At 61.0% G+C, this 25338-nt stretch carries 30 protein-coding genes, 1 other RNA gene and 1 riboswitch; of the genes, 10 read left to right on the top strand and 21 right to left on the bottom strand.

Annotated features, from left to right (window positions below; translation table 11 throughout):
• Positions 1-93: 93 nt before the first annotated feature.
• Genes ACE3SE_RS05735 through ACE3SE_RS05720 form a run of 4 tightly spaced genes read right to left on the bottom strand, consistent with a single transcriptional unit; the run spans position 94 to position 3009 of the window.
• Positions 94-1800: a SulP family inorganic anion transporter gene (locus tag ACE3SE_RS05735; RefSeq protein ID WP_374554200.1), complete on the bottom strand. Its 1707-nt coding sequence runs from the start codon at positions 1798-1800 to the stop codon at positions 94-96.
• Positions 1788-2207 (bottom strand): DUF6691 family protein, encoded by a 420-nt coding sequence (locus ACE3SE_RS05730; RefSeq protein WP_131357137.1) that lies wholly within the window; start codon positions 2205-2207, stop codon positions 1788-1790. The genes ACE3SE_RS05735 and ACE3SE_RS05730 overlap by 13 nt, the downstream gene beginning before the upstream one ends.
• Before the next feature lie 2 nt (positions 2208-2209).
• Entirely contained in the window at positions 2210-2647 is a 438-nt protein-coding gene (locus tag ACE3SE_RS05725; protein ID WP_045845867.1) for a YeeE/YedE family protein, read from the bottom strand.
• Positions 2648-2649: 2 nt separating this feature from the next.
• Entirely contained in the window at positions 2650-3009 is a 360-nt protein-coding gene (locus ACE3SE_RS05720) for an ArsR/SmtB family transcription factor (RefSeq protein ID WP_445290647.1), read from the bottom strand.
• A gap of 128 nt (positions 3010-3137) precedes the next feature.
• On the opposite strand from ACE3SE_RS05720, the gene ACE3SE_RS05715 reads away from it, so the two are divergent.
• The 7 genes from ACE3SE_RS05715 (at position 3138) to rlmH (ending at position 8002) form a co-directional block, all read left to right on the top strand.
• The gene (locus ACE3SE_RS05715; RefSeq protein ID WP_374554199.1) at positions 3138-4001 is read left to right on the top strand and encodes an MBL fold metallo-hydrolase; all 864 of its coding nucleotides are present in this window, start codon (positions 3138-3140) and stop codon (positions 3999-4001) included.
• 35 nt (positions 4002-4036) lie between these two features.
• Positions 4037-5026: a DUF2804 domain-containing protein gene (locus tag ACE3SE_RS05710; protein ID WP_374554198.1), complete on the top strand. Its 990-nt coding sequence runs from the start codon at positions 4037-4039 to the stop codon at positions 5024-5026.
• A 4-nt stretch (positions 5027-5030) separates the two neighbouring features.
• Entirely contained in the window at positions 5031-5471 is a 441-nt protein-coding gene (locus ACE3SE_RS05705) for a GNAT family N-acetyltransferase (RefSeq protein ID WP_062790422.1), read from the top strand.
• A 206-nt stretch (positions 5472-5677) separates the two neighbouring features.
• A complete protein-coding gene (locus tag ACE3SE_RS05700; RefSeq protein WP_045845820.1) occupies positions 5678-6259 on the top strand; it encodes a beta-class carbonic anhydrase in 582 nt (193 codons plus the stop codon).
• On the top strand, positions 6256-6900 hold the full coding sequence (gene nadD / locus ACE3SE_RS05695) for a nicotinate-nucleotide adenylyltransferase (RefSeq protein WP_374554197.1): 645 nt from the start codon (positions 6256-6258) through the stop codon (positions 6898-6900). Before ACE3SE_RS05700 ends, nadD begins: the two co-directional genes overlap by 4 nt.
• A gap of 165 nt (positions 6901-7065) precedes the next feature.
• Positions 7066-7437, top strand: coding sequence for a ribosome silencing factor (rsfS, locus tag ACE3SE_RS05690; RefSeq protein ID WP_045845822.1), 372 nt, complete (start codon positions 7066-7068; stop codon positions 7435-7437).
• Between the two features lie 94 nt (positions 7438-7531).
• Positions 7532-8002: a 23S rRNA (pseudouridine(1915)-N(3))-methyltransferase RlmH gene (rlmH, locus tag ACE3SE_RS05685; protein WP_374554196.1), complete on the top strand. Its 471-nt coding sequence runs from the start codon at positions 7532-7534 to the stop codon at positions 8000-8002.
• Between the two features lie 134 nt (positions 8003-8136).
• Here rlmH and ACE3SE_RS05680 read toward each other — a convergent pair whose 3' ends face one another.
• Positions 8137-8586, bottom strand: a complete 450-nt coding sequence (locus tag ACE3SE_RS05680; RefSeq protein ID WP_374554195.1) for a YiiD C-terminal domain-containing protein — start codon at positions 8584-8586, stop codon at positions 8137-8139.
• A gap of 145 nt (positions 8587-8731) precedes the next feature.
• Between ACE3SE_RS05680 and ACE3SE_RS05675 the strand changes: the two genes are divergently transcribed.
• Complete coding sequence (locus ACE3SE_RS05675; protein WP_374554194.1) at positions 8732-9241, top strand: YcnI family copper-binding membrane protein; 510 nt, start codon at positions 8732-8734, stop codon at positions 9239-9241.
• Positions 9242-9407: 166 nt separating this feature from the next.
• On the opposite strand, the gene ahpF is transcribed toward ACE3SE_RS05675, so the two are convergent.
• The 3 genes from ahpF to ACE3SE_RS05660 all read right to left on the bottom strand — a co-directional run bounded on the left by ahpF (position 9408) and on the right by ACE3SE_RS05660 (position 12337).
• The gene (gene ahpF / locus ACE3SE_RS05670) at positions 9408-10958 is read right to left on the bottom strand and encodes an alkyl hydroperoxide reductase subunit F (RefSeq protein WP_131357117.1); all 1551 of its coding nucleotides are present in this window, start codon (positions 10956-10958) and stop codon (positions 9408-9410) included.
• A 140-nt stretch (positions 10959-11098) separates the two neighbouring features.
• Positions 11099-11668: an alkyl hydroperoxide reductase subunit C gene (gene ahpC, locus ACE3SE_RS05665; RefSeq protein ID WP_045845828.1), complete on the bottom strand. Its 570-nt coding sequence runs from the start codon at positions 11666-11668 to the stop codon at positions 11099-11101.
• Between the two features lie 276 nt (positions 11669-11944).
• Positions 11945-12337, bottom strand: a complete 393-nt coding sequence (locus ACE3SE_RS05660) for a YidB family protein (RefSeq protein WP_374554193.1) — start codon at positions 12335-12337, stop codon at positions 11945-11947.
• Positions 12338-12470: 133 nt separating this feature from the next.
• Between ACE3SE_RS05660 and ACE3SE_RS05655 the strand changes: the two genes are divergently transcribed.
• The gene (locus ACE3SE_RS05655; protein WP_082086351.1) at positions 12471-13241 is read left to right on the top strand and encodes a lytic transglycosylase domain-containing protein; all 771 of its coding nucleotides are present in this window, start codon (positions 12471-12473) and stop codon (positions 13239-13241) included.
• Positions 13242-13341: 100 nt separating this feature from the next.
• On the opposite strand, the gene ACE3SE_RS05650 is transcribed toward ACE3SE_RS05655, so the two are convergent.
• The 6 genes from ACE3SE_RS05650 to ACE3SE_RS05625 all read right to left on the bottom strand — a co-directional run bounded on the left by ACE3SE_RS05650 (position 13342) and on the right by ACE3SE_RS05625 (position 19789).
• Complete coding sequence (locus tag ACE3SE_RS05650) at positions 13342-13641, bottom strand: hypothetical protein (RefSeq protein WP_231588823.1); 300 nt, start codon at positions 13639-13641, stop codon at positions 13342-13344.
• Positions 13642-13822: 181 nt separating this feature from the next.
• Positions 13823-14827 (bottom strand): DNA polymerase III subunit delta, encoded by a 1005-nt coding sequence (gene holA / locus ACE3SE_RS05645; RefSeq protein WP_374554192.1) that lies wholly within the window; start codon positions 14825-14827, stop codon positions 13823-13825.
• Entirely contained in the window at positions 14808-15368 is a 561-nt protein-coding gene (locus ACE3SE_RS05640) for an LPS-assembly lipoprotein LptE (RefSeq protein WP_062790437.1), read from the bottom strand. Before ACE3SE_RS05640 ends, holA begins: the two co-directional genes overlap by 20 nt.
• Positions 15369-15474: 106 nt before the next feature.
• A complete protein-coding gene (leuS, locus tag ACE3SE_RS05635; protein WP_374554191.1) occupies positions 15475-18093 on the bottom strand; it encodes a leucine--tRNA ligase in 2619 nt (872 codons plus the stop codon).
• Positions 18094-18368: 275 nt separating this feature from the next.
• Complete coding sequence (gene pip, locus ACE3SE_RS05630; protein ID WP_374554190.1) at positions 18369-19310, bottom strand: prolyl aminopeptidase; 942 nt, start codon at positions 19308-19310, stop codon at positions 18369-18371.
• 20 nt (positions 19311-19330) lie between these two features.
• Entirely contained in the window at positions 19331-19789 is a 459-nt protein-coding gene (locus ACE3SE_RS05625) for an EVE domain-containing protein (RefSeq protein WP_374554189.1), read from the bottom strand.
• Between the two features lie 129 nt (positions 19790-19918).
• Between ACE3SE_RS05625 and ACE3SE_RS05620 the strand changes: the two genes are divergently transcribed.
• Positions 19919-20065 carry a hypothetical protein gene (locus ACE3SE_RS05620; RefSeq protein ID WP_165494134.1) on the top strand — a complete coding sequence of 49 codons (147 nt, stop codon included), beginning with the start codon at positions 19919-19921 and terminating at the stop codon, positions 20063-20065.
• Positions 20066-20106: 41 nt separating this feature from the next.
• Here the strand turns inward: ACE3SE_RS05620 and ACE3SE_RS05615 are convergent, their stop codons facing one another.
• From ACE3SE_RS05615 to ACE3SE_RS05585, 7 genes are all read right to left on the bottom strand, one after another.
• A complete protein-coding gene (locus ACE3SE_RS05615; RefSeq protein ID WP_374554188.1) occupies positions 20107-20727 on the bottom strand; it encodes a 5-formyltetrahydrofolate cyclo-ligase in 621 nt (206 codons plus the stop codon).
• Positions 20728-20795: 68 nt separating this feature from the next.
• A non-coding RNA gene (gene ssrS, locus ACE3SE_RS05610) (6S RNA) lies at positions 20796-20978 on the bottom strand.
• 42 nt (positions 20979-21020) lie between these two features.
• Positions 21021-21332, bottom strand: coding sequence for a cell division protein ZapA (locus ACE3SE_RS05605; protein ID WP_045845836.1), 312 nt, complete (start codon positions 21330-21332; stop codon positions 21021-21023).
• A complete protein-coding gene (locus tag ACE3SE_RS05600) occupies positions 21329-21556 on the bottom strand; it encodes a hypothetical protein (RefSeq protein WP_045845837.1) in 228 nt (75 codons plus the stop codon). Before ACE3SE_RS05600 ends, ACE3SE_RS05605 begins: the two co-directional genes overlap by 4 nt.
• A gap of 21 nt (positions 21557-21577) precedes the next feature.
• The gene (locus ACE3SE_RS05595) at positions 21578-22453 is read right to left on the bottom strand and encodes a cobalamin-binding protein (protein WP_374554187.1); all 876 of its coding nucleotides are present in this window, start codon (positions 22451-22453) and stop codon (positions 21578-21580) included.
• Positions 22453-22977, bottom strand: coding sequence for a bifunctional adenosylcobinamide kinase/adenosylcobinamide-phosphate guanylyltransferase (cobU, locus tag ACE3SE_RS05590; RefSeq protein WP_374554186.1), 525 nt, complete (start codon positions 22975-22977; stop codon positions 22453-22455). The genes ACE3SE_RS05595 and cobU overlap by 1 nt, the downstream gene beginning before the upstream one ends.
• Before the next feature lie 69 nt (positions 22978-23046).
• Complete coding sequence (locus tag ACE3SE_RS05585; protein ID WP_374554185.1) at positions 23047-24885, bottom strand: TonB-dependent receptor domain-containing protein; 1839 nt, start codon at positions 24883-24885, stop codon at positions 23047-23049.
• 175 nt (positions 24886-25060) lie between these two features.
• Positions 25061-25266: riboswitch (cobalamin riboswitch) on the bottom strand.
• Positions 25267-25338 lie beyond the last annotated feature (72 nt).

The following is a 25338-nucleotide window of genomic DNA, read 5'->3' as shown; positions in this document are numbered from 1 at the left end:
TGACAAACGGTCAGCGCCCGGAATCGCCACAGCATAGCCCTGCACGCCGTGGCCGACCAGCATCAGCTGGTCGGGAAAACGGTGAAGCATTGTTCAGATTTGATAATCCGCCGGCCGGCTCAGTGCCTGCCAGGCCGCCTGGGTGGACAGATGCACCCGTCCGGCAAATTGCTGTGACAGGCCGGTGCGCTGCAGGATGTCCGCCACCGGGCCCTTGATTTCGGCCAGATGCAGGCTCACGCTGGCCTGTTGCAAGGTCTGGTCCAGATTGGCCAGCATGGACAAGGCCGTAGTATCCACCCGGTTGACCGCGCTCATCACCAGCACCAGTTGTTGCGTGCCGGTAGCCAGCGCATGGCGGGCCAGCACGGCCTGCCGTACCTGACGGGCATTGCCGAAATACAGGCTTTCATCCACCCGCAGCAGCAGCACGCCGGGCAGGCTTTCCACCGCATGGCGTTCGCGGTTGCGAAAATGATGGGTGCCGGGCACCCGGCCCAGTACCGCGATATGCGGTCGGCTGCTGCGCCACAGCAAGGTGGTGAGCGACACCATCACCCCGGCAATGATGCCGCTATCCACCCCCAGCAGCAGTACCAGCCCGAAGGTAAGCAGCCAGGCCACCGCATCGGCCCGCTCGGCCAGCCAGGCTCGCCGCAGGCTGGCGACATTCAGCATGGAAAGCAAGGAAGCAATGATGATGGCCGCCAGCACCGGCAAAGGCAGCCGGGCCAGCAGCGCGCCACCCCAGCAACTGAGCAGCAACATGCCTGCCGCCGTCACCAGCGAAGCCAGCTGGGTATTGGCCCCGGCATCGGCATTGACCACGGAACGGCTCAGCCCGCCGGTGACCGGAAAGCCCCCCGCCAGCCCCGCAGCCACATTGCACAGCCCCAGGGCCAGCAGTTCGCGGTCAGGGTCCACCGTTTCCTGTCGTCGTGCGGCCAGTAGCTGGGCCACGGACAGGCTTTGCACATAGTTGATCAGGGCGATGAAAAATGCCGGAATGGCCAGATCCGCCAGGCGGGACAGGCTGATGGCCGGCATGGCCAAGGCAGGCCACTGTGCATCGACCGGCCCCACCACCGGGACCTGCCATTGCGCGGACAAGGGCAGACTGGCCAGCATCAGCAACACCGGAGCGGCACGCACCAGCAGGCGGGCAGTGGGCGCGGACAGGCGCAGACATTGCAATAGCGCCTCACCCCATTGACGCAGGGCCAGCAACAATAACAGCGCCAGCATGCCCAGCCCCAGCGCGGCAGGCTGCCAGGCGGAAAACTGCTGGCTGATGCCCAGCAACCATTGCGGGAGGGAACTGCCGGGCAGATGCAAACCGGCCAGCGGGCCAAGCTGGGAGAGCACAATCAGCACAGCAGAGGCAGTGGTAAAGGCGGAGAGTACCGGTTCGGACAGAAAGTCCGCCACAAAGCCCAGTCTGGCCACGCCCATCAACAGCAGCATGACCCCGGAGAGCACAGCCAGCCACAGCGCCAGTGCCAGATAGTCGCTACTGCCGGCCTCGGCAAAACGCGACAGCGTGGCGGCAGTCAGCAAGGAAGTCAGTGCCATCGGCCCCACCGACTGGGCATGACCACGCCCGACCAGCGCATATACCAGCAAGGGAACAATGCTGGCATACAAACCCGCCTGTGCCGGCAGGCCGGCCAGCAAGGCGTAGGCCAGGCTTTGCGGAATCAACAGCAGGGTCACCACCACACCAGCGCTCAGGTCACCGGCCAGCCACTGCCGCCGGTAAGCGGTCAGCCAGACCGGCCAGACCCGGTTCAGGACAGCCATTTGATCAGCGGGCGGGCGCACCACATGCCCAGCAACATGGCGACGACAAAATACACGCCTCCGGCCTGCCCCATGCCCACCAGCACCAGCCCCGGCCCCGGGCAGATACCAGCCAGACCCCAGCCAATGCCAAACAGGGCAGTGCCCACCACCAGCCTTGGCGTGAGCCTGCTTTTGTCCGGTAATTGCATGGGTTCACCCAGCAGGCTGTGCGTTTGCCGCTCGGCCCGGCGAAAAGCGAAAAAACCAATGGCAATGGCCCCGCCCATCACCAGCATCAGGCTGGGGTCCCACTGGCCGGTGACATCGAGAAAACCCAGTACCTTGGCCGGATTGCTCATGCCGGACAGCAGCAGGCCCAGGCCAAACAACAGGCCGGCCAGCGCAGCAGAGAGTAATTTGCTCATGTTCAGCCCCCGTTCAGCCAGTGACGCACCACCAGCACCGTCAACATGGCACTGGCCATGAAAGTCAGCGTGGCCAGCAGGGAACGCGGCGACAAGCGGGACAGGCCGCACACACCATGTCCGCTGGTGCAGCCGGATGCCAGGCGCGTACCGACACCCACCAGTACGCCGGCCAGTAGCAAGCGCGGCAATGGCGCGTCCAGTTGCATGGCAGGCAGCGGTCCAATCAGGCCCGACCACAACAAGGGTGCCAGCAGCAGGCCCAATACAAAAGCCAGTCGCCACGACCAGTCACTCGCCCGGTCCAGCAGGCCGCCCAGCATGCCGCTGATACCGGCAATCCGTCCGTTGAACAACACCAGCCAGCTGGCAGCTACGCCAATCAGCAGGCCACCGGCCAGTGCGGCAGCCGGCGTAAAGCTAGCCCAGGCAATATTCACATTCACTCCTCGGTATGGGCGGCAGGCAGCGTGGCCGCCTCGTCCGCGCAAAACAGGCCATGCAAGGCAGACAGCATGGTCATCGCTTCGATACTGGCGATGCTGTAGTAAATCCACTTGCCTTCGCGCCGGGTATTCACCAGACCTTCGTTGCGCAACACGCCCAGTTGCTGTGACAAGGTGGGTTGCCGGATACCGGTAAGCGACTCCAGCTCGGAAACCGTCTTTTCGCCATCCACCAACTGGCACAACAACAGCAAACGGTCCTGATTGGCCAGGCTCTTGAGCAAGGCCGCAGCCCGGCCGGCATTTGCCCGCAGCACATTCAAATCCATGTTATCCACCCCTCTGGCACTACGCACGCCACTGTCTCTTGAACGTGGCAAGGATGCGTAGCAAATTATAATATATATTATAGTATATTGTATTGCTGACCGCTGTGGTCAGCCCTGCCCTAACGAACACCGCCAAGGGAAGCGCCGAATCCATCATGCCGAAACCTGAAATCGCCACTTTTTTCGATCCGGCCACCGCCACGGCAAGCCATGTGGTGTACGACCATCCCGGCGGGCATGCCGCCATTATCGATCCGGTGCTGGACTACGACGCCAAATCCGGCCGTACCGCCCGGTACAGCGCACAACAATTGCTGGACTTCCTGCACGCTCAGCGCCTGACGCTGCAATGGATACTGGAAACCCATGCCCATGCCGACCACCTGTCCGCCGCCGCCTGGCTACAGCAACAGGCAGGCGGGCTGATTGGCATCGGGCAGGACATTGTGCAGGTACAAGGCATTTTCAAGGCGGTGTTCAACCTGGGGCATGATTTTGCCACCGACGGCAGCCAGTTCGACCACTTGTTTGCCGATCAGGAAGATTTTTACATCGGCACCCTCCCGGCACGGGCGCTGTCGGTTCCCGGCCACACCCCGGCGGACATGGCCTATCAGGTTGGCGATGCGGTTTTTGTCGGCGATACGCTGTTCATGCCCGATGTAGGCAGCGCACGCTGTGATTTTCCCGGCGGCAATGCGGCCACGCTGTATCAATCAGTACAGCGACTGCTGGCGCTGCCGGACGATACCCGCCTGTTGCTGTGCCACGACTACCCGAACAATGGCCGCGCCATTACCTGGCAAAGTACGGTGGCGGAGCAGAAAAAACACAATATCCACCTGCATCAAGGCATCAGTCAGGCTGACTTCATTGCCCTGCGCGAAGCACGCGATGCCACACTGGAGATGCCGCTGCTGATCCTGCCGGCCATCCAGCTGAATATCCGCGCCGGGCGCTTTCCGGCAGCAGAAAGCAATGGCGTGGCTTACCTGAAAATACCGCTGGATATGTTGTAGACTCAAACGTGTGTTTCAAACCGGACCTCCCTGTCATGCCAGCAGCCGTTTTACCCGTCGCACCGGACTGTATGCAGGATGCACACGGCCACATCAGGTTCGGCCGCTACCAGGGCTGTATTGCCCGACTGGACTGGCCCCGGCCCGAAGGCCGCTGGCAGCGCATGCTGCAGCGTCTGCGCCACAAACGCTGGCAGTATCTGGCCTTGACCCATCCGGACTATGTCATTGCACTGGCGGTGGTGGATGTCGGCTGGACCGGTGCCGCCTTTGCCTATCTGTTTGATCGGCGCACTGGACGGCTGCTGGCGGATGTCACCACCGACAGCTTTCCCCGCCATGGTGCAGAAGTCGCCGATCAGCCCTTTGCCGATGCCGCATTTTCCAGCCACGCCCTTGCCATTCGCTTCAGTGCCTGCGGCAGCTATCTGGCGGTAGACCTGCAATCACCCACCCTGAAACTGGCTGCCCATGTGGACATCGGCACCATGCCGCCGGTACTGGCCGCCATTGCACCTTTAGGTGCACACAGCCACAGCACGCACAAATCCGGCGCTCTGGCGGTAAGCGGATTTGCCGACTGCCATGGCCAGCGCTACTCGCTGGACGGGGCGGTAGCCAGCCTGGATTACAGCAACGGCTTGCTGCCCCGCGAGACGGCCTGGCGCTGGGCCAGCGCGCACCGGGCGGGGCTTGGCTTCAATCTGCAACAGGGTTACATGGCCCAGCACGAAAACGCCGTCTGGCTGGAACAGCAGCTGTTTGCGCTGGAAGGTGTACAGTTTCACTTCGAGCCGCAGCAGCCCTTGCGTCCCTGGCATATCAGCGATGACGATGGTTTGCTGGACTTGCAGTTCACCCCGGAAGGCTTGTGCCGGAAAAATCAGAACCTTCTGATCGCCGCTAGCCGTTATATTCAGGTTATTGGTCGTTTCGACGGCCATCTTGTCCATCCCGTCAGCGGTGCACGTCATGTGGTGCAGGGGCTGAGCGGGGTAACCGAAGACCACTATGCCCGTTGGTAACGCTATGACTGTCATCATCCGCCCCGCCAGTTATCAGGATGTCCCCGCACTGACCGCGCTGACCGAGGAAATGGGCTACCCCGCGGACAGCCAGGCCCTGAGCGACCGGCTGACCATGCTGCTGGGCAGTCCGGACCTGCACCAGCTGTGGGTGGCAGAAATCCAGGGCGAAGTGGCCGGCTGGCTGCATGCGTTCTGGCGGCCGCTACTGGATGCCCCGGCGGCAGTAGAAATAGGCGGGCTGGCCATCAGCCTGCGCTGGCGACGGCATGGTGCCGGGCGGGCGCTGGTGCATGTGGCGGAGCGCTGGGCCCGCACCAAAGGGGCCACCACCGTCACCCTGCGTGCGGCCATCCATCGCGACGAAGCGGCAGACTTCTACCAGCGCCAGGGCTATGCACTGAGCCAGCGCACCTTCCGCAAGCAGCTGGACACCAAGGACTGAGCGACACGCCGGTCCGTCACATACGCAGTCTCCACCGCATCATCTGCTGTCGGCAAAGTTGGCCCTCACCCCGGAAACTGGCTACCATAGCCCCCGCTGCCGAGCCGGCTGCCATGGCGAAATACCCCTTCTTCGCTGCTGACTCCGTGTTAGCATGGCGCCGCGATTAGAGCATACAATCTAACCTCAGCCAGGAGATCACGCGCATGGGTGTGCTGAATACCATTCTCGAGCACAATCGGAGCTTCGTCGAAAATCACGAATACGAACAATTCAAGACCGACAAGTTTCCCGACAAGGGCCTGGCCGTGCTCGCCTGCATGGATGCCCGTCTGGTTGAGCTGTTGCCCAAGGCCATGGGCCTGAAAAACGGCGATGCCAAGCTGATCAAGAACGCAGGAGCGCTGATTACCCACCCCTGGGGTTCGGTGATGCGTTCCCTCATCGTGGCGGTGTATGAATTGCGGGCCGAGGAAATCTGCGTGGTGGCCCACCGCGACTGCGGCATGCGCGCCATCGACCCCAACAAGATCCTGGCACATGCCACCGAGCGCGGCATCAGCGAAGAAACCATCGATACCCTGCGCAATGCCGGCATCGACCTGGACAACTGGCTGAAGGGTTTTGACAATGTGTCGGACAGCGTGCGCCACAGCGTGCAGACCATCCGCAACCATCCGCTGATGCCCAAGGACATTCCGGTGCACGGCATGGTGATTCATCCCTCTACCGGCCGGCTGGAACTGATCATCGACGGCTACACCGGCAAGGCCCCCGTGCACGCATGAACACCCGGGCGGCACTGGGCCTGTTCGGCGGGACATTCGACCCCATCCACAGTGCCCACCTGCGCATGGCGCAGGCCTTCCGCAGCGAATTGCAGCTGGACGAGGTACGGCTGATTCCCGCCGGTCAACCTTATCACCGCGAGCAAGGCCCGCATGCCAGCCCGGTGCAACGGCTGGAGATGGTGCAACTGGCTATTGCCGGCCTGCCCGGCCTTGCCGTGGACGCGCGCGAAGTACAACGCAACAAACCGGCCTATACCGTCGACACCCTGGAAGAAATCCGCGCCGAAATCGGCCCGGAACGTCCCTTGTGGTGGCTGATCGGTGGCGACTCACTCGCCAGCCTGCACACCTGGCGGCGCTGGGAGGATTTGTTCGCGCTGGCCAATATCGCCGTTGCCCTGCGTCCGGGCTTCGACGAAACCCGGCTCCCGGCTGCCGTGCGCACACAATGGCAACAACGCCAAGTCACTGATTTTTCAAATGGCGCGCCTTCCGGTACAATGCGCCCCCTGACCCTGCCACCGCTGGATGTATCGGCAACCGCCATACGCCAGCGCCTGCAAAGCGGTGCCGATACCGGCACCCTGCTGAGTGCGCCGGTGCTGGCTTATATCCGTCAGCACGGGCTATATCTCTAGCAAGGCCCGCCCGGCAGGGCAAATTCAGACACTGCCGCAAGGCCTGTCCCGCATGCGGGGCAGCGCTTGCCCGTTTTTGCCACAGGTCGTGGCAAACGCTCTTTACCGGATACCTCTGGCCGCCCGGCTGCCGCCATGTATCAAGACTGACATCAAAAGGACATCATGGAAGTTCAAGACATTGCCAAACTGGCAGTCACAGCCCTGGAAGACATCAAGGGCAAAGACATCATCGAAATGGATACCACCACGCTGACTTCGCTGTTCCAGCGCATGATCGTGGCCACCGGCGACTCCAACCGTCAGGTAAAAGCCCTGGCCAACAATGTGGCCGTTACCCTGAAAGAAGCCGGTGTGGAACTGGTGGGTACGGAAGGCCAGGAAAGTGGCGAATGGGTACTGGTGGATGCAGGCGACGTGGTGATTCACGTCATGCTGCCGGCCGTACGCGACTACTACGATCTGGAACAGCTGTGGGGTGGCCAGAAACCCAGCTTCACCCCGGCTGGCGGCCGTCCCTGGCAAGCCAACTCCTGATCTTGCAGGTCTGATCCGCCCGTGACGGTACGCCTGCCGTCACGGTGCCCTCCTGCCACCGCTGTTCTTTGCCCTGCCCTGCCAGACTCCTGCCATGAAAATCACCATTCTCGCCGTCGGTACCAAAATGCCGCGCTGGGTTGACGAAGCCTATAACGACTACGCCAAACGCTTTGGCCGCGACATCAGCCTGGAGCTAAAAGAAATCAAGCCGGAAAAGCGTGGTGGTGGCGTCACGGCGGAAAAAGGCATTGCCGCCGAGCACGAACGGCTGATGGCGGCCATTCCGGCGCGCTGCAAGCTGGTGGTGATGGATGAACGCGGCAAGAACTGGACTTCGGTGCGGCTGGCCGAAGAGCTGAAAAGCTGGATGTCCGGTGGTGATGACGTGTGCTTCATCATCGGCGGTGCCGACGGGCTGTCGGCCGAGCTGAAACAGCGTGCCGACGTGCTGCTGCAATTATCGGCCATGACCCTGCCGCACGGCATGGTGCGGGTGATGCTGGGCGAGCAGATTTACCGCGCCTACTCCATCCTCAACAATCACCCCTACCACCGCGAATAAAACCCACTAACAAAACCCGGCACAAAACCACCGCGCCAGCGCCTGGCCGCCTTGGCCGCGGTTATCGACATGGGTACTCAACACCGGCGCTGAACAAGGTTTGTTAGCGGTTCCACGCCCCTTGCCTGCTGCACTCAGTTGGGCGGTAGCACCACGAACTCGCCATCCAGCCGACCGACGCTCACCCCGCCGCACTCCAGTTCCACCGCCAGTTGCAGCCGCGCCATGCGGCCCTTGGCCAAGGCGCCAGCCATGCGCTGCCAGACCGTGTCTGCCACCGTCAGGGTGCTGGCAGTGAACGCGCCGTGCATGGCTTTCTGATAATCCATCTGGCTGCGTCGCACCATCACCTGACCACGCACCCCCAGGGCCTGCAACTTGCGATACACCAGCAGCCAGCCTGCCAGCGTGGCCACGGCGGCCGCACTGCCACCAAAGATGGTGGCGCAATGGTTGATGTTCGGCTCCAGCGGTGCCCACAGGGTGACGGCATCCTCTGCCGCATGACGTACTTTCACCCCCATGGCCTGTGCCAGCGGGATGGCCTGATACAGATAATCCTCGATGTCCTGGTAATGCTGCACGACAACTCCTTTGCTGCAATAAGCCTTCAGCATGCCACAGCCAGCACATCGAGGCAGCCATGACTGCGACAAGATGTCGCAGGGTAAGGCCATGGACTTCCCTTACAATCCATGGCTGATAACCGTTCTCATCCAGGAATCAAGCATGCAAAAGCTCGCCATCCTTGCCCTGCTGCTAGCCGCCAGCGCACAGGCACACGTCACGCTGGAAACCCCGACTGCCGCCAGCGGCAGCTATTACAAGGCCGTGCTGAAAGTGGGCCATGGCTGCGATGGCAGCCCCACCACCGGCATCAGCGTGGAACTACCGGCAGGCGCACAGCTGGCCCGCCCCATGCCCAAGGCCGGCTGGCAGGTGCAAGTGGAAAAATCCGCAGTCAAGCCGTTCGACAATCATGGCACGCTGGTGAAGGAAGATGTCAGCCGCATCAGCTGGAGCGGTGGCAATCTGCCGGCTGATTTTTACGATGAATTCGTGTTCCAGACCCGCATTGCTGCCCAGCCGGGCAAGCTGTTCTTCAAGGTGAAGCAGCAATGCGCGCAGGGCAGCACCAACTGGGTGGAGATTCCGGCCGAAGGCCAGGATGCCCACAGCCTGAAGTCCCCCGCCGCCGTGTTGCAGGTGAGCGAGCCGGGCGAGGCACACCACCACTAAGCGCCGCTGACAAAAACCCTGTTGCTGCATTGCGCCGCCTTGCCCCAGCGACGCTACGCTCTTGCTAGCCGCGCCAAAGCACATTCCGGACACGGCGTGACAGATGACAAAATCCCCTTGCGTCCATCGCGGACCCAAGGGGATTTTTGCTTGATTACAGCAGGGCTTAGCTGCGGATCAGGTAGTCAAAGGCGGACAGGCTGGCCTTGGCGCCTTCGCCCATGGCGATGATGATCTGCTTGTACGGTGCCGTGGTGGCATCGCCGGCAGCAAACACGCCTTCGGCCGAAGTCTGGCCCTTGGCATCCACTTCGATTTCACCGCGCGGCGACAGGGCAACGCTGCCTTTCAGCCAGTCGGTATTGGGCAGCAGGCCGATCTGCACAAAAATGCCTTCCAGCGCCACATGGTGGGTCTCGCCGGTAATGCGCTCCTGATAGCTCAGGCCATTCACCTTCTGTCCATCGCCGGTTACCTCGGTGGTCTGGGCATTGGTGATGACGCGCACATTGGGCAGGCTGTGCAGTTTCTTCTGCAACACCGCATCGGCACGCAAGCTGTCGCCGAACTCCAGCAGGGTGACATGGGTAACGATGCCGGCCAGGTCGATGGCGGCTTCCACACCAGAGTTACCGCCGCCAATCACCGCGACACGCTTGCCCTTGAACAGCGGGCCATCGCAGTGCGGGCAGTAAGCCACGCCCTTGGCGCGGTACTCGGCTTCGCCCGGCACATTCATTTCGCGCCAGCGCGCACCGGTGGCTACAATCACCGCCTTGCTCTTGAGCACGGCACCGCTTTCCAGCGTCACCTCGGCCAGCTGGCCGTTTTGCGCCGGTTTGAGCGCAGCAGCGCGTTGCAGGTTCATCACGTCCACATCGTAGGATTTGACGTGTTGTTCCAGCGCCATCGCCAGCTTCGGTCCTTCGGTTTCCTGCACCGAGATGAAGTTTTCAATCGCCAGCGTATCCAGCACCTGGCCGCCGAAACGCTCGGCCACCACACCGGTACGGATGCCCTTGCGCGCCGCATAGATGGCAGCAGCCGCGCCGGCCGGGCCACCGCCGACGATCAGCACGTCGAATGCTTCCTTGGCGGCAATCTTCTCTGCTTCACGTGCCACGGCACCGGTATCCAGCTTGGCGATGATTTCTTCCAGGCCCATGCGGCCACTGCCAAACTGTTCGCCATTCAGGTAGATGGCCGGCACGCCCATGATCTGGCGGTCGGTGACTTCCTGCTGGAATACACCACCATCAATCATCACGCTACGTACATTGGGGTTGAGCACCGCCATCAGGTTGACGGCCTGCACCACGTCCGGGCAGTTGTGGCAGCTGAGCGAGACAAACACTTCAAACTGGTAGCTGCCTTGCAGGCCGCGAATCTGGGCAATGGTGTCCTCGTCCACCTTGGGCGGATGACCACCGGTCTGCAGCAGAGCAAGTACCAGCGAAGTGAATTCGTGGCCCATCGGGATGCCGGCAAACTCGATACGGCCAGCTTCGCCCGGACGGGCAATGGCAAAAGACGGGCGGCGCGCGGCCTGGCCATTGCTGTTCAGCGTTACCTTGGGCGACAGGCTGGCGATGTCTTGCAACAGGCTGAACATTTCCTGCGCCTTGGCGCTGTCATCCAGGCTGGCAATCAGTTCGATCGGCTGCTGCAGTTTTTCCAGGTAGGCGGTCAGTTGGGTCTTGATGGTGGTGTCGAGCATGGGAATATCCTCAGGCAATTGCACTGGCAAGCTCATGCGCTGCCAACAGCTTGCCGCTGCAATCGGGTGGTAGGGGGACGGGCCGCTGGCTGCGGCCCGGAGGCCGTACCGCAGTACGCGGCACGGCAGGCTGCATTGGCTTAGATCTTGCCAACCAGATCCAGCGACGGAGCCAGGGTAGCTTCGCCTTCTTTCCACTTGGCCGGGCATACTTCACCCGGGTGGCTGGCTACGTACTGGGCGGCCTTTACCTTGCGCAGCAGTTCGCTGGCGTCACGGCCGATGCCACCGGCGTTGATTTCGATGATCTGGATTTTGCCTTGCGGGTCGATCACGAAAGTACCGCGTTCGGCCAGGCCGGCTTCTTCAATCATCACGCCGAAGTTGCGGCTGATGATGCCGGTCGGGTCGCCAATCATCGGGTAGTTGATCTTGCCGATGGTTTCCGAGCTGTCGTGCCAGGCTTTGTGGGTAAAGTGGGTGTCGGTGGAAACGGAGTAGATTTCCACGCCCAGCTTGGAGAATTCAGCGTAGTTGTCAGCCAGGTCGCCCAGTTCGGTCGGGCAGACGAAGGTGAAGTCAGCCGGGTAGAAGAACACTACCGACCATTTGCCTTTCAGGTCGGCATCGCTTACGTCGATGAATTTGCCATTGTGAAAAGCGGTAGCCTTGAACGGTTTGACTTCGGTGTTGATCAGCGATACGGACATGTTGTTCTCCAGTCGGTGAAATAAGAAAGTGCAGTGGTTGGCTGCGTTTGCATTCGATGGGTGCATCTTAAGCATGCCGCACCAATTGATCTACTTGATTGTTTAAATGTTAAAAATAGAAATTTCCTATTGCCATAAATCCAGCAAGCGCTGTCATTGCGCCAGAAACCGGAATCTTTCATTCAGAAATGGCTGAATTGTTGTCGTCATACCACGGCCAGCACAGCAAAAAGCCGCCCTGAAAGGCGGCTTGCGGGAGATGACGCGGCAGTTTGTTCAGGATTTGTTGAAAAAGCCCTGCAACATGCCCAGCCCCTGGGACAGCAGATCACCACCTTGCGGCAACTGGCCATCCGGCGTCAGCTTGTCCACTGCCTGCGGCAGGTAATCAGCCAGTCCCTGGCTGAGCTGTTGCGGGTCCAGGCCAAACTTCTGCGCCAGCGCGCTCACCTGTTCGCTGCCCAGTACCTGCTGGATCTGCTCGACCGATACCGGCAGGTTGCTGCCGTTACCCACCCAGGAAGACACCAGCTCGCCCATGCCGCCACTATTGAACTTCTCCAGCAAGCCGGAGAGCCCGCCGTGTTGCTCCAGCAAGCCGGCAACGGCACCGGTCATCTCATTGCCCGAACCGCCCAGCAAACCACCCAACTGATCAAACAGGCTCATCTTTCATCCTCTCGTCGAAAACTGCTTTAAAATGTCTTCAGCAATTCTTGCTTGCCAAATAGCATAGAAAAATCAGTACAATAGCGCTCACTTTACCAATTCTTACTGGCTGATCTTGAAAAAATTGCGCTTTTTGAACGGGCTTCTGGCCTTGCTGGCCTGTCTTGCTGCCAGCAGCGTACATGCCGATCTTTACGGTTTTGTCGACGAACAAGGCCAGGTTCACCTTGCCAACCGGCAGGTGGACGAGCGCTATCAGCTCTATCAGAAAAGCCAGCTATCCGGCAGCAGCGCCAATGCTGCGCTGGACGATGCCACCACACCGGGCCTGGGCGCAACGCTGAGCGGCGACAACCGCCCGCCTGCCCCGCGGGTGGACGGCCTCAAAACCGTAGCGGCCCCGGTGGTCAACCCGCACCTGGCAGCCCAGTACAAGACGCTGATCGACCAGACCGCGCGCGAATTCAAGCTGGATGCCAATCTGCTGCACTCCATTGTGACGGTGGAATCCGGCTACAACCCGCAGGCGGTGTCGCCCAAGGGTGCCATTGGCCTGATGCAGGTGATTCCGGCCACCGGTGAGCGCTTTGGCGTCAGCCGGCTGGATGACCCGCGGCAAAACCTGCGTGCCGGTGCGCGCTACCTGCGTTTTCTGCTGAGCCAGTTCAACAATGACCTGCCGCTGGTGATTGCCGCCTACAATGCCGGCGAAGGGGCGGTGCAGAAATACCGCAATACCATTCCGCCTTATGAAGAGACACGCGATTACGTTGCCAAGGTGCTGGCGTCCTACCGTACGCGCAGTGGCACCGGCCTCCGTGACAGCCTGCCTGGCGGCATCCTGCGCAGCAAGAAACTGCCGCTGCCTGCGGCACTGAGCAATGCTCAGGCGTCGGCACTATAAAACAAAACCTGGGCAGGACAAGCCGTTCCGGTCATCCCTCTCGCAAGACCTGCAATCGCAGGTCTTTTTTATCGCCATGCGCGCTGCAGGCGCTGTGGTCTCACAGCTGCACGCCCACAATCTCGCTCAGTGGCTCGGCCAGGTCCCGATAGCGGGCACGGTGATCAAACACCCCCAGGAACCCGGGATAGGCATCCGGCGCATGCAGAATCTGATTGGCCTTGCGCGATGTCAGTTTGTGAACCCGCAGGATGCGGCCATCCCAATGCACCAGCCGCGCATCCTCTGCCGTCAACAGGACATCCAGGGTCTGGTGGATGATTTCAACCAAAACAATTTTGCTGCGGGTACGGTGTTCACCTGCAACAGCCACGCTGAGAACTCCCTCGTCTTGCATCATGCCCTGTTCTTTATGTTATTTTGTTTAAAATGTATTAACTTATCCTTATCATAGGGCAGGGCTTGTCCAATCTCAATACTTACTTAAAAGAAATTTAAACAAAAACCATCAAAGACAATGTCAGTTGAAAAAAAAACGGCCAGCTTGCGCTGACCGTTTCAAATGACTGTATTTTTTTGCATCAGGCGGCCAATAACATGGCCAGACCGCGCAGGGCATGCCAGGGGTCACCATTGGCCACCCCCTTGATTTGCTGGTCTATGCGCGCGCATTCGGTCAGGGCCGTCATCAGCTTGCGTGGACCGATACGACGCAAGGCCGGTTCCGCCAGCCTTTGCTTGTCACCCCACAAACGCAGCTCGCGCGCCAGATCGCGCAGCTGACGCCCGTCCTTCAAACCCTGCCGCAAGCGCAGCAGCATGCGTACATCTTCGGTGAAGGCCCACAACACCAGCACCGGCGATTCGCCTTCGGCCAGCAAACCTTCCAGCATGCGCTCCACCCGTGCGGCATCGCCGGACAGCCAGGCTTCGGACAAATGGAACACATCGAAGCGTGCGACATTGGCCACCGCTTCGCGCAATTGCTCGAGGCTCAGTTCGCCAGCCGGATACAGCAAGGCCAGCTTGTCCACTTCTTGCCGTGCCGCCAGCAGATTGCCTTCCACCCGGTCGGCAAAAAAACTGAGCGCCTCCGGGGACAGATGCTGTTGCTGGCGTTTCAGACGACGCGCAATCCAGCCGGCAAGCTCATGCCGCCCGACCGGTTTGGCTTCCACCACCACGGCGGCTTTTTCCAGCGCCAGATACCATTTGGATTGCAGCTGGGTCTTTTCCAGCTTTGGCATGGTAATCAGGGTGATGGTGTCTTGCGGAGGATTGGCGGCCAGTTGTTGCAGCGCCTCGCCGCCTTCGGTACCCGGCTTGCCACCAGGGATGCGGATTTCCAGCAATTTGAGACTGGCAAACAGCGACACGCTGCTCATGGCATCGCGCAATTGCGACCAGTCAAAACCTGCCTCCACGGTGAGCACTTCCCGTTCCAGATAACCCTGGTCACGGGCATGCTGGCGCAGGCTGTCGGAAGCTTCCAGCGCCAGCAGGGTTTCTTCACCATGAATCAGATAAAGCGGCGCCAGAGCCTTGTCCAGCACCGCTGCCAGTGCATCAGGGCTTAGGCTGGGCATTGACTGGCTTCAGGCTTTGCGGGCCGGACTGGCCTTGTGCGCCCGGACGCTTGAGATAGGACAGGCGGCGGGCCAGCTGCTCGGCGGCGTCGTGACGCATGTCGTTCCACAGCAGGTTTTCTTCCTGTTCCTTGCCCAGTACGTCGCTGTCGGAATAATTCATGTAACGGCGCACGGTCAGGTTCATGTCCGGCTCGACGGGTACGCCGCCAATCACGGTACGCACCGTCGCGCTGTAGCTCAGCTGGTACTCGTTGACCTTGCCACCGCTATTGATGGTGGAAACGTCCTTGGACTGGCTTTCACTCACCACGCTGACCACTGCCTCGGCCTGCTTCGGAGCCGAAAGAACAATCAGCTTGTCGTTATGGGCCAGGGTTTCGCGCAGCACGCCACCCAGCTTGCTGCTGCCCTCATCCACATACACACTGCCAAACGGCAGCGGGCGGACATTGCCGCCGATGCCCTTCAGATGAAAACCGCAAGCGCCAAGCAGGAACACCAGGCTGGTCAGGACCAGTCCGCGCAGGATTCGCTTCATGCCTGTTCTCCGTAACAGGAGCCGGTCAGGCCCTGCCCCACGGGAAGGGGAAGGAAAAGCTGACCGGCAGGATTGCTGGCCCACCCCGTCAAGGGCGGACCGGGGTTTACACGACGATGTTCACCAGACGGCCCGGCACCACGATGATCTTCTTGGCCGGTTTGCCTTCCATGAACTTCTGTACGTTTTCGTGCGCCAGTGCGGCAGCTTCGATCACATCCTTGGCGGCATCGGCAGCCACGGTGATGCTGCCACGCAGCTTGCCAGCCACCTGCACCATCATCTCGATCTCTCTCTTCACCAGCGCAGCCTCGTCCACCTTCGGCCAGGCTTGTGCCAGCAGCTCGCTGCCCGGCTGCAACACCGACCAGATGGCGTCAGTGATGTGCGGCACGATGGGCGACAGCAGCAGGGTGACGCTTTCCAGCACTTCCTGTGCCACGGCACGGCCGGCGGCATCGCTGCGGTCGGTCTTGTCGTAGGTGTTCAACAGTTCCATCACCGCGGCAATGGCGGTGTTGAACTGCTGGCGACGGCCATAGTCGTCGGCCACTTTCTGGATGGTGCTGTGCAGCTTGAAGCGCAGTTCCTTCTGGCTGGCATTCAGCTCGCCACCGGCATAAGCGGCCACCACACCTGCGTCGGCATGTTCCTTGGCCAGTTTCCACAGGCGCTTGAGGAAGCGGAAGGCACCTTCCACACCGGCGTCGGACCATTCCAGGCTTTGCTCCGGCGGGGCGGCGAACATCATGAACAGGCGCGCGGTATCGGCACCGTATTTCTCGATGAATTCCTGCGGGTCCACACCGTTGTTCTTGGACTTGGACATTTTCTCCACGCCGCCCACCACCACCGGCAGGCCATCCACGCGATGGGTGGCACCGGTGATCTTGCCCTTGGCGTCACGTTCCAGCACCACGTCTTGCGGGGCGATCCAGTCCTTGCTGCCGTTGGGCAGCTCGCGGTAGAAGGTTTCGCAGATCACCATGCCCTGGGTCAGCAGGCTCTTGAACGGCTCGTCGCTGGATACCAGGCCTTCGTCACGCATCAGCTTGTGGAAGAAACGTGCGTACAACAGGTGCAGGATGGCGTGTTCGATACCACCCACGTATTGGTCCACTTGCAGCCAGTAGTCGGCAGCTGCCTTGTCCAGCATGGCGGTGTCGCACTTGGGGCTGGCATAGCGGGCGTAGTACCAGCTGGATTCCACGAAGGTATCCATGGTGTCGGTTTCGCGCTTGGCGGCACCACCACACTTGGGGCAGCTGGTTTCGTAGAATTCCGGCATCTTGGCCAAGGGCGAGCCGGCACCATCCGGAATCACGTTTTCCGGCAGTACTACCGGCAGGTCTTTTTCCGGCACCGGCACATCGCCACAAGTCGGGCAGTGGATGATGGGAATCGGGCAACCCCAGTAACGCTGGCGGGAGATGCCCCAGTCGCGCAGGCGGTACTGGGTTTTCTTCTGGCCGGCAGCCTTGGCTTCCAGATCACCGACGATGGCATCGAAGGCTTCGCTGAAGGACTTGCCGTCGTACTTGCCGCTGTTGACGGTGCGTACGCTGTCGTCCTTGGCGGCATACCAGTCCTGCCAGTTGCTGGCATCGAAATCATTGTCGCCAGCCACCTTGGCATACACTTGCAGCAGCGGCAGGCTGTATTTGTTGGCGAATTCGAAGTCCCGCTCGTCATGCGCCGGCACGGCCATCACCGCGCCTTCGCCATAGCCCCACAGCACATAATTGGCCACCCATACCGGCAGCTTGGCACCGGTGAGCGGATGGATGACGAACAGGCCGGTATCCATGCCCTTCTTTTCCATCTTGGCTACGTCGGCCTCGGCCACGGAACCTGCCTTGCATTCGGCAATGAAAGCCTGCAGCGCCGGATGATTGGCCGCAGCCTGGGTGGCCAGCGGGTGTTCCGCCGCCACGGCAACGTAAGTTGCGCCCATCAGGGTGTCCGGACGGGTGGTGTACACCTTCAGTTCGCCACCATGGCCGATGCTGTCCTGGTCGTAGGCAAACACCACGTCAGAACCGTGGCTCTTGCCGATCCAGTTCTTCTGCATGGTCTTGACCTGTTCCGGCCAGCCATCCAGCGTATCCAGGCTGGTGAGCAGTTCATCGGCGTACTTGGTGATGGCGAAGTAATACATCGGGATTTCGCGCTTTTCCACCACGGCACCGGAGCGCCAGCCACGGCCATCCACCACTTGTTCGTTGGCCAGTACGGTCTGGTCCACCGGGTCCCAGTTCACCACGCCGTTTTTCTTGTAGATCACGCCTTTTTCAAACAGGCGGGTAAACAGCCACTGCTCCCAGCGGTAGTAATCGGGCTTGCAGGTGGCCAGCTCGCGCTCCCAGTCCAGGGCAAAGCCCAGGCTGTCCAGCTGCGTCTTCATGTATTCGATGTTGGCGTAGGTCCAGGCTGCCGGAGCACCGCCGTTTTTCATGGCGGCGTTTTCGGCCGGCAGACCGAAGGCGTCCCAGCCCATCGGTTGCAACACGTTGAAGCCTTGCAGGCGCTTGAAGCGGGCCAGCACGTCGGTAATGGTGTAGTTGCGCACATGGCCCATGTGCAGCTTGCCGGACGGATAGGGGAACATCGACAAGGCGTAGTACTTGGGGCGGCTGGCGTCTTCGACGGCCTTGAAGGCGGCAGTGCGCTGCCATTTTTGTTGCGCTGCGGCTTCGACTTCGCGCGGGCTGTAGGTTTCTTGCATGGCGATCTTTAGTCTGGAAAGGCTGAAAACAAAATGGCGGACTGCCCAAGTCCCCGCCTGGCAGGGCAGCTTGGGCAGTCCGTCGCAAATTCAATCGGGCCATTATAGCGGCCAGAGGGGCATGTCGATAAGAGCTGCACAAAAACAAACGCTTGCCCCCGTTGCCGCCAGCCCTGGCAAACCCGGTGCCGGCCAGTCGCCACACAGGCTGCACCAGGCAGCGGGCCATCACAAAGGCGTTTGCATTTTTTTACCGGCAGCCGACTACCGGCAGTTCAGCGCGGCAGCTGCTTGCAGCGCTCCAGTGCCTGCAACAGCCGCTGCAAAATGCCTTCTTCCCACAAGGAGTGACCGGCAGCTTCCACCAGCTGGAATTCGGCCTCCGGCCAGTGGCGGGCCAGTTCGTGCGCCGTGGCCGGCGGGCAGATCACATCATGACGGCCTTGCACGATGATGGCCGGCAAGTGACGGATGCGCTGAAGCTGTTGCAATAACTGCCCTTCGGGCAGAAAGATGCGGTGGATGAAGTAATGGGCTTCCAGCCGCGCCAGTGGCAAGGCCAGATACTCGCTGCCGGCACGCAGCATGGTGTCGGCTTGGGGACGCAAGGCCACGCAACTGGCCTCGTAACGGCCCCAGCTGCGCGCCAGCGGCAGATGGACTTGCGGATCGGGATCGCACAGGCCGCGGTAATAGGCTTGCAGCAGCTGCCCGCGCTCGGCGGGCGGAATCGGTGCGACAAACTCCTGCCAGGCTTCCGGGTGAAACTGCCCCATGCCATGCATGAACCAGTCGATTTCACTTTGCCGCCCCAGGAAAATGCCGCGCAGGACCAGTCCGGTCACCCGCTGCGGATGAGCCTGGGCATAGGCCAGTGCCAGCGTACTGCCCCAGGAGCCGCCAAACAGCAGCCAGCGCTCGATGCCCAGATGCTCGCGCAAGCGTTCGATATCGGCAATCAGATGCGCCGTGGTGTTGTCGCGCCATTCACCTCGCGGCACCGAACGGCCACTGCCGCGCTGATCAAACAGGATGGCTCGGTAATGGGAGGGATCAAACAACTGGCGACTGGCCGGAGCACAGCCATCACCCGGCCCGCCATGCAGGTAGAGCACGGGCTGGCCATCCGGCGCACCACATTGTTCCCAGTACATTTGATGCAGGCCATCCAGCGGCAGCATGCCCTGGCTGAATGGTTCAATCGGCGGATAAAGCATTGCGCTCCAGACAGACTGCCTCAGCAAAGCTGGGTGGTGATGTATTCCCACTCGGTCTGGCTGACCGGGGTAATCGACAGGCGGTTGCCTTTTTTGAGCACCTGCATCTGCTCCAGCGGCGGGTGCTGCCGTAACAAGGCAGGTGTCAGCAGCGGGGTCTTGCTCAGGAAGCGCACGTCAACACACTGCCAGCGCGGGGCCTCGGGCGTGGATTTGGCGTCGTAATACGGGCTGGCCGGGTCAAACTGGCTGGAGTCGGCATGGGCGCTGCCCACCACCTCGGCCAGACCGGCAATGCCTGGCTCGGCACAGCTGGAATGCCAGAACAGCACCCGGTCGCCTGCTTGCATGTCATCACGCATGAAATTGCGCGCCTGGTAATTGCGCACGCCGGTCCACTCGAATGCCCGCTGTGGCTCGGCCATCAGGTCATCAATCGACGTTTCGTCCGGTTCGGACTTCATCAGCCAATAACGCATGGGAAATGTCTGTTAATCAATGGAAGGTGGTCTTAACAATTTACGCCATCTTGCAGCAGCTGTGTTCGATTAAGCTTGAAAGCAGACAAACAACTGCGGCCGTCTGGCCCTTGTTCACCGGAGAGAATCATGAAAAGCCTGTTGATTGGCGTATTGCTGGCCAGTGCATTGAGCGCCTGCGTCGTTGTTCCGCCACGGGTTGCCTACCGACCTGAAGTCGTTGTTCCGGTTGTAGCCGTCCCGGCCTATGGCTATGGCCACCACTGGGAGCGATAAACAACCGCCACGACCTGCCACAATCCCGCCCACAGCCTCCGTCAGGAGGCTTTGGCGCGCTGGCGACGGGCAAAACGATGCAGGCCGCTTTCGGTCAGCAGATAATCCAGCTGCACATCCCAGGCTTCACGCGGCACCTGCTGCACCCGCTGGCAATCGAAAGCCACGCCCACCAGCAAGGGCTTGCCGTAGCGACGCGGCCGCTGCCGGAAAGCCAGACTGCTATCGTAAAAACCGCCGCCCTGCCCCATGCGATAACCGTCCTCATCCACCGCCAGCAATGGCACCAGCAGCACATCCAGCTTTTCCGCTCGCAAGCAGGGGCCGTCAAACTCCACGATGCCGTAGCGTGCATGGCGATACCACCGCCCGTCCCCCGTCAGACGCGAGAACCACATACGGCGGCCACGGGCCGGAATTTGCGGCAACCATACGCTGGCACCACGCTGTAACGCGCTACTGAGCAGGATTTCCACATCCAGCTCGGAACCGGCCGCCAGATAACCGCCAATACGCCGCCCGCGCCGCAATAAGCGGCTGGCATGACGTGCCACCGCACGCATGGCCTGTGCACGGTAAGCGGGCGTCAGTGCCATGCGCTGGCGACGCACGGCCTTGCGCAGGGCAATCTTGTCGTTAACGGCAGTGTCGGGAGTGGACATGGCGCAAGCCTGACAATCAAGGGACAAATGAAAACGACCCGGAGCAAGATGCGCCGGGTCGTGGAAGGGAGACCCCCGCGAGTGTCGTTTGGGCATAATTCGCTTGTACCCTGTTTCCAGGGAGGGCTACCTGCCAGTCACTTCGGGCGCATCCTCGAGGGACGCGACACACCCGTGACTCACGCTGGCGGCCAAAAGCGAACGCATTGGTACAAAGGAATTGTTAGCCTTCACGAACACCGCAGGGGATAAGCTGATCTGGGTGTCTGCCAGTTCCTGCCTGAAGTAAGAAATCAGAACAAGGCTTGCTGGCTTTCGCGAAGCGCTGTATCAGCTGCTTCGCTCATGTTGCGTATTTTACGCTGGAATGAAGCCATTTCCAAGCCCTCTCCCACTTTGGTACGCAACAAATCATGGGCAATGTTCAAAGCAGCCATGATGGCGATCTTGTCGGCATCCATCACCTTGCCGTGCTGCTGGATCAGATCAATCTTGCCTTGCAGCAGACGTACCGCCTCCAGCAGGGTTTCACGCTCATCCACCGGCGAGCCGATGGTGAAATGACGGCCCAGGAGTTCAATGTCGACCTGCACGATATCGCTCATTCTGCCTCTCCTTCAGCCTGCTCCGGTTCCTCTGCCTTGGGCAGACGTTCTACCAGCGCGGCCACGCGGCTGCGTGTTTCGTTCACGCGGAAATTCAGCTCGGCGTTTTCCTTCAGCGCTTCAGCCAGCGCCTGGGCAAAACGGCCGTTCTGGGTTTCCAGTTCCTTGATGCGGGCAACCAGGGCCTGCACGCGGGATTCGAGATATTCCAGTTCCTTGTCCATGGCGGCGAGGATAACGGCCAGCTAGTCCAGCGTCAAACCCAGTCTGTGCCGTGCTGTGTCCAGCGTGGCACACAGTGCCGCTGCACCTTGCGGCAAACGTGGCCCCGGAATGGTCAGCAGGTCTTCATCCAGCACGTAACGGGTGTCTGCCGCCACGGCCGGCAGGGCGGACCAGCGATCCCACATGCGCAGGATGTCAGCGCGTGCAGCCAGCATCACCTGTGGCCGGGCCGCCACAACCGCCTCCATGCTTACTTGCGGTGCGGCTTGCCCCAGGCTGCCAAACACATTGCGCCCGCCACACAGTTGCATCATGGCACCCATGAAGCTGCGCTGGCTGACGGTAAAAATGGGCGCGGCACTGATCTGGTAAAACACGCTGACCGGTGTACGGCGGGCATAGCGCTGGCGCAGCGTGGCCAGTTGCTGGCGGTAAGCAGAGGCAGCTGCGGCAGCCGTGGTCTGCGTTCCGGTAAGGCGGCCCAGGCTTTGCATTTCTGTGGCCACATCATCCAGTTGCAAGGGATGGCTGATGAACACGGCCACGCCCAGCTGGCGCAAACGCTCCAGCTCGCGCAGGTTGCCGCCGTCCTGCCAGGCCACCACCAGGTCCGGCCGCTGGCGCAGTACCGCTTCCAGGCTGATGCCGCTATAGCCGCCCACCCGCGGCAGCACACGCGCTTGCGGCGGGTAATTGCTGTAGTCCACCGTGGCCACCAGCCGTGGGCCGGCACCAATGGCGTACAGCATTTCGGTGGCATGGGGCGACAGGGAAACAATACGCTGCGCCGCCTGCGGCAGGGTCAGCAGTTTGCCACTGGCATCGGGTGCACTGACTGCCGCACGGACCGGGCCGACGCACAACAGCAGCCACAGGGCAAAAGCGCGCAGCAGCATCAGCCGCCCTTGAGCAACAAGGGCAGCCCGCAGGCCACCAGGGTGACATGCTGACAGCGGGCCGCAACGTCCTGGTTCAGCCGCCCCAGCAGGTCGCCATACAGGCGTGCCATGCGGCTCATCGGCATCACGCCCCAGCCGATTTCATTGGTGACCAGCAGCAAGCGGCCCTGTACTGCATCGATGGCTTCCAGCAGCCACTGCCGCTGCCGGGCGAATTCCACTTCGTCGAAGCTATCGTCCGGACCGAAAAAGCGCATCAGCCACATGCCCAGACAGTCCACCAGCAACAGGCCGTCTTCCTGGTCGTGGCCCAGAATCAGCCCGGCCAGGTCACGCCCGGCTTCCTGCACTTGCCAATGCGCTGGCCGTTGCAGGCGATGCTGGCGCACCCGTTCGGCAAACTCTTCGTCACGCACTTCGGCGGTGGCGATATAGCAGACCGGGCCGCCATGCTGGATGGCCAGGTGTTCGGCATGGCGGCTTTTGCCGGAACGCGCACCGCCGGTGATCAGGTGGGTCATGCTGGTTTCCTGATGATCCGGGGGGCGGGTCAGGTGCCCCCGGGAGTAGCACGCCATGGGCGTGCCGGTTTATTTCTGCTGGTAGCTTACACCGACAAAACCACCCAGCCCGGCTGTGTTATAGCCATACAGCGTGGTGTAGTGACGGCCAAACAGATTGCTCAGTTTGACGGTGGCCGCCCACTCGCGGGTAAAGCGGTAATTGGCATACACATTGGTGAGTGTATAGCCACCCAGCCAGACATTGCTGCCGCTATCGGTGGTATCCCGGCGCTTGGCGCTCAACTGCCACTCCACCCCGGTGGTGACCTTGCCCCAGTCATAGGCAGCCGCCATTTGTCCATAGGCACGGGCGCGACGTTGCAATTGCTGATGAGTGGCGTTGTCCAGCGGGTCCTGATATGTGGCGGATGCAGACAAATCCCAGTTACCCGTTGCCATGGCTCCGGCCAGCGTGCCGCCCTGAATGGTGGCTTGGCTGATATTGGTCACGGTGCTGTAGTCGGAGGTCATGGCAATCATGTTATTGATGCTGTTGCGGAACAGCGTCAACGATGCCGAACGGCCGTTATCCTTGAATTGCAAGGCCAGTTCGCTGTTGTGCGAGGTTTCCGGTTTCAGGTTCGGGTTGCCGGCATAGCCATATTGGTCCAGCGGATAATAAAGGTCGTTGAAGGTGGGGGCTTTGAAAGCGGTGCCGTAGCTACCACGCGCGATCAGGGCATCGCTCAGACGGTAGCCATAGCCCAGCTGACCAGTAGTTTTGCCACCAAACTGCTCGTTCTGGTCGCGACGGACACTGACTTGCAGCAAATGGCGGCCAAATTCACCGCTGTAACCGAGGAAGCCGGCCTTGTTACTACGCGAGTGGGCATCGTAGGAGGTGCTGCTGTCCACATGTTGTTCGGTGTATTCGGCACCGGCCAGCAGCTTGCCCCAGCCGGTTTGCAGGTCGTTTTGCCACAGAACGGCATTTTGGGCGGTCTGATACAAGTCGACCCGGGCGCTCAGATTACCGTTATTCCAGTGTTCCTGGCGGTCCATGGTGTAGCTGTAACGCAGGGTGCTGCTCCAGATATCGTTGAAGCGGTTTCTGGATTCCAGTGCCGCGCCGGTCTGGCGGCTGTGCTGCAAGTCCTCACCGGTGCTTTGATAGCCGTCGTAGTCCAGCTTGCTCATGATCTGGAACAGTTGCAACGAAATATCATGTCCGCTGGCAATGGTCTGGGTGAGGCTGGCGTTGTAGGACAGGTTGCGATAGGGATCGCGGTCGGCATTGTAGCTGCTGCTTTGCGGATTCGTGGCGGAGAAACCTTCGGTCTGCTCCTGGCTGAGCTGCAGATTGAAAGCGGTATTGTCCACCTTGCCGCTGACACCCGCCGAGGATTTGACCAGACCATGGTCGCCAAATCCCAGCGCGGCGTTGAAGCGCGGTGCACCACTACCCTGACGGGTGAAGATCTGGATTACTCCGCCAATGGCATCCGCGCCATACAGGCTGGAGCTGCTGCCACGCACCACTTCAACACGCTCGATGCTGTCCAGCGGAATGTTTTCCAGCGCGGTAGTGCCGCTGGTGGCGGAGACGATACGCATGCCGTCCAGCAGGACGATAGTCTGGTTGGCATTGCTACCGCGCAGATACAGGCTGGTCTGGCTGCCGACATTGCCCGAGCTGACCACTTCGATGCCCGGCACCCGCGCCAGCAGCTGCGGCAGATTGGTGGCCGAGGACTGGTCGATGTCTTCACGGGTGATCACCGACACATCCGACAAGGTCTTGACCACCGATTGCGGCTGACGGGTAGCGGTCACCACTACTTCATCGCCCTGAAAAACGGGCAGGACGTCGGCCTGGGCTGCACTGGCCAACACCAGCAGCCACAGGGATTGTCGGGCTTTGAACATGAAACACACACTCCAGAAACATGAAACCGGCCGGGCAAACGCTGCCACAGCCACAGGAAGTTCGAAGAGGATGGCTTGCGCCATGGAGAATGGATGACACCGGAACGGGCTGATGAGCCTGCCTGCTGTTTGCCAGATCGCCTCCCCGCGATATACAGCGACCGCCTGCCATGCGGCAGACGATAAGCGACAGGCCGGTCTCCGGGCTTGGTCTTGCGCTGTCGCGCCTTCCCGTTGCTGATGGGCAACAGTGGCAATGGCGACAACTGGGCCGGTATCCACCAGCCAGACCTTACCGTTGCGGGGGCAGCGCCGGCTTGTACCGGCTTCCCGTTTCATCCGGATCATGCAAATCCGGACACCTGTCCGGCAGCGATTATACGGCAGAATAGAGCGAAACCGCGGCAATCTGGCACGAACAGTCTTGATATGCAACAAGCAATGCCATTGCCA

The sequence above is a fragment of the Aquitalea pelogenes genome, from assembly GCF_041914625.1.
GTDB lineage: Bacteria > Pseudomonadota > Gammaproteobacteria > Burkholderiales > Chromobacteriaceae > Aquitalea > Aquitalea pelogenes.
Note: the sequence above shows the minus strand (reverse complement) of the source record. Positions and strands in the feature narration are given on the sequence as shown.

Excerpts from the sequence above, each read along its gene's own strand:
- ACE3SE_RS05675 (WP_374554194.1), top strand. The coding sequence starts at position 8,732 with ATGCAAAAGCTCGCCATCCTTGCCCTGCTGCTAGCCGCCAGCGCACAG.
- cobU (WP_374554186.1), bottom strand. The coding sequence starts at position 22,977 with ATGACCCACCTGATCACCGGCGGTGCGCGTTCCGGCAAAAGCCGCCAT.
- ACE3SE_RS05730 (WP_131357137.1), bottom strand. The coding sequence starts at position 2,207 with ATGAGCAAATTACTCTCTGCTGCGCTGGCCGGCCTGTTGTTTGGCCTG.
- ACE3SE_RS05715 (WP_374554199.1), top strand. The coding sequence starts at position 3,138 with ATGCCGAAACCTGAAATCGCCACTTTTTTCGATCCGGCCACCGCCACG.
- ACE3SE_RS05585 (WP_374554185.1), bottom strand. The coding sequence starts at position 24,885 with ATGTTCAAAGCCCGACAATCCCTGTGGCTGCTGGTGTTGGCCAGTGCA.
- rsfS (WP_045845822.1), top strand. The coding sequence starts at position 7,066 with ATGGAAGTTCAAGACATTGCCAAACTGGCAGTCACAGCCCTGGAAGAC.
- ACE3SE_RS05615 (WP_374554188.1), bottom strand. The coding sequence starts at position 20,727 with ATGTCCACTCCCGACACTGCCGTTAACGACAAGATTGCCCTGCGCAAG.
- holA (WP_374554192.1), bottom strand. The coding sequence starts at position 14,827 with ATGCCCAGCCTAAGCCCTGATGCACTGGCAGCGGTGCTGGACAAGGCT.
- ACE3SE_RS05700 (WP_045845820.1), top strand. The coding sequence starts at position 5,678 with ATGGGTGTGCTGAATACCATTCTCGAGCACAATCGGAGCTTCGTCGAA.
- ACE3SE_RS05595 (WP_374554187.1), bottom strand. The coding sequence starts at position 22,453 with ATGCTGCTGCGCGCTTTTGCCCTGTGGCTGCTGTTGTGCGTCGGCCCG.
- ACE3SE_RS05620 (WP_165494134.1), top strand. The coding sequence starts at position 19,919 with ATGAAAAGCCTGTTGATTGGCGTATTGCTGGCCAGTGCATTGAGCGCC.
- rlmH (WP_374554196.1), top strand. The coding sequence starts at position 7,532 with ATGAAAATCACCATTCTCGCCGTCGGTACCAAAATGCCGCGCTGGGTT.
- ahpC (WP_045845828.1), bottom strand. The coding sequence starts at position 11,668 with ATGTCCGTATCGCTGATCAACACCGAAGTCAAACCGTTCAAGGCTACC.
- leuS (WP_374554191.1), bottom strand. The coding sequence starts at position 18,093 with ATGCAAGAAACCTACAGCCCGCGCGAAGTCGAAGCCGCAGCGCAACAA.
- ACE3SE_RS05625 (WP_374554189.1), bottom strand. The coding sequence starts at position 19,789 with ATGCGTTATTGGCTGATGAAGTCCGAACCGGACGAAACGTCGATTGAT.
- ACE3SE_RS05735 (WP_374554200.1), bottom strand. The coding sequence starts at position 1,800 with ATGGCTGTCCTGAACCGGGTCTGGCCGGTCTGGCTGACCGCTTACCGG.
- ahpF (WP_131357117.1), bottom strand. The coding sequence starts at position 10,958 with ATGCTCGACACCACCATCAAGACCCAACTGACCGCCTACCTGGAAAAA.
- ACE3SE_RS05640 (WP_062790437.1), bottom strand. The coding sequence starts at position 15,368 with ATGAAGCGAATCCTGCGCGGACTGGTCCTGACCAGCCTGGTGTTCCTG.
- ACE3SE_RS05705 (WP_062790422.1), top strand. The coding sequence starts at position 5,031 with ATGACTGTCATCATCCGCCCCGCCAGTTATCAGGATGTCCCCGCACTG.
- ACE3SE_RS05600 (WP_045845837.1), bottom strand. The coding sequence starts at position 21,556 with ATGGACAAGGAACTGGAATATCTCGAATCCCGCGTGCAGGCCCTGGTT.
- ACE3SE_RS05605 (WP_045845836.1), bottom strand. The coding sequence starts at position 21,332 with ATGAGCGATATCGTGCAGGTCGACATTGAACTCCTGGGCCGTCATTTC.
- ACE3SE_RS05650 (WP_231588823.1), bottom strand. The coding sequence starts at position 13,641 with ATGATGCAAGACGAGGGAGTTCTCAGCGTGGCTGTTGCAGGTGAACAC.
- ACE3SE_RS05710 (WP_374554198.1), top strand. The coding sequence starts at position 4,037 with ATGCCAGCAGCCGTTTTACCCGTCGCACCGGACTGTATGCAGGATGCA.
- pip (WP_374554190.1), bottom strand. The coding sequence starts at position 19,310 with ATGCTTTATCCGCCGATTGAACCATTCAGCCAGGGCATGCTGCCGCTG.
- ACE3SE_RS05660 (WP_374554193.1), bottom strand. The coding sequence starts at position 12,337 with ATGAGCCTGTTTGATCAGTTGGGTGGTTTGCTGGGCGGTTCGGGCAAT.
- nadD (WP_374554197.1), top strand. The coding sequence starts at position 6,256 with ATGAACACCCGGGCGGCACTGGGCCTGTTCGGCGGGACATTCGACCCC.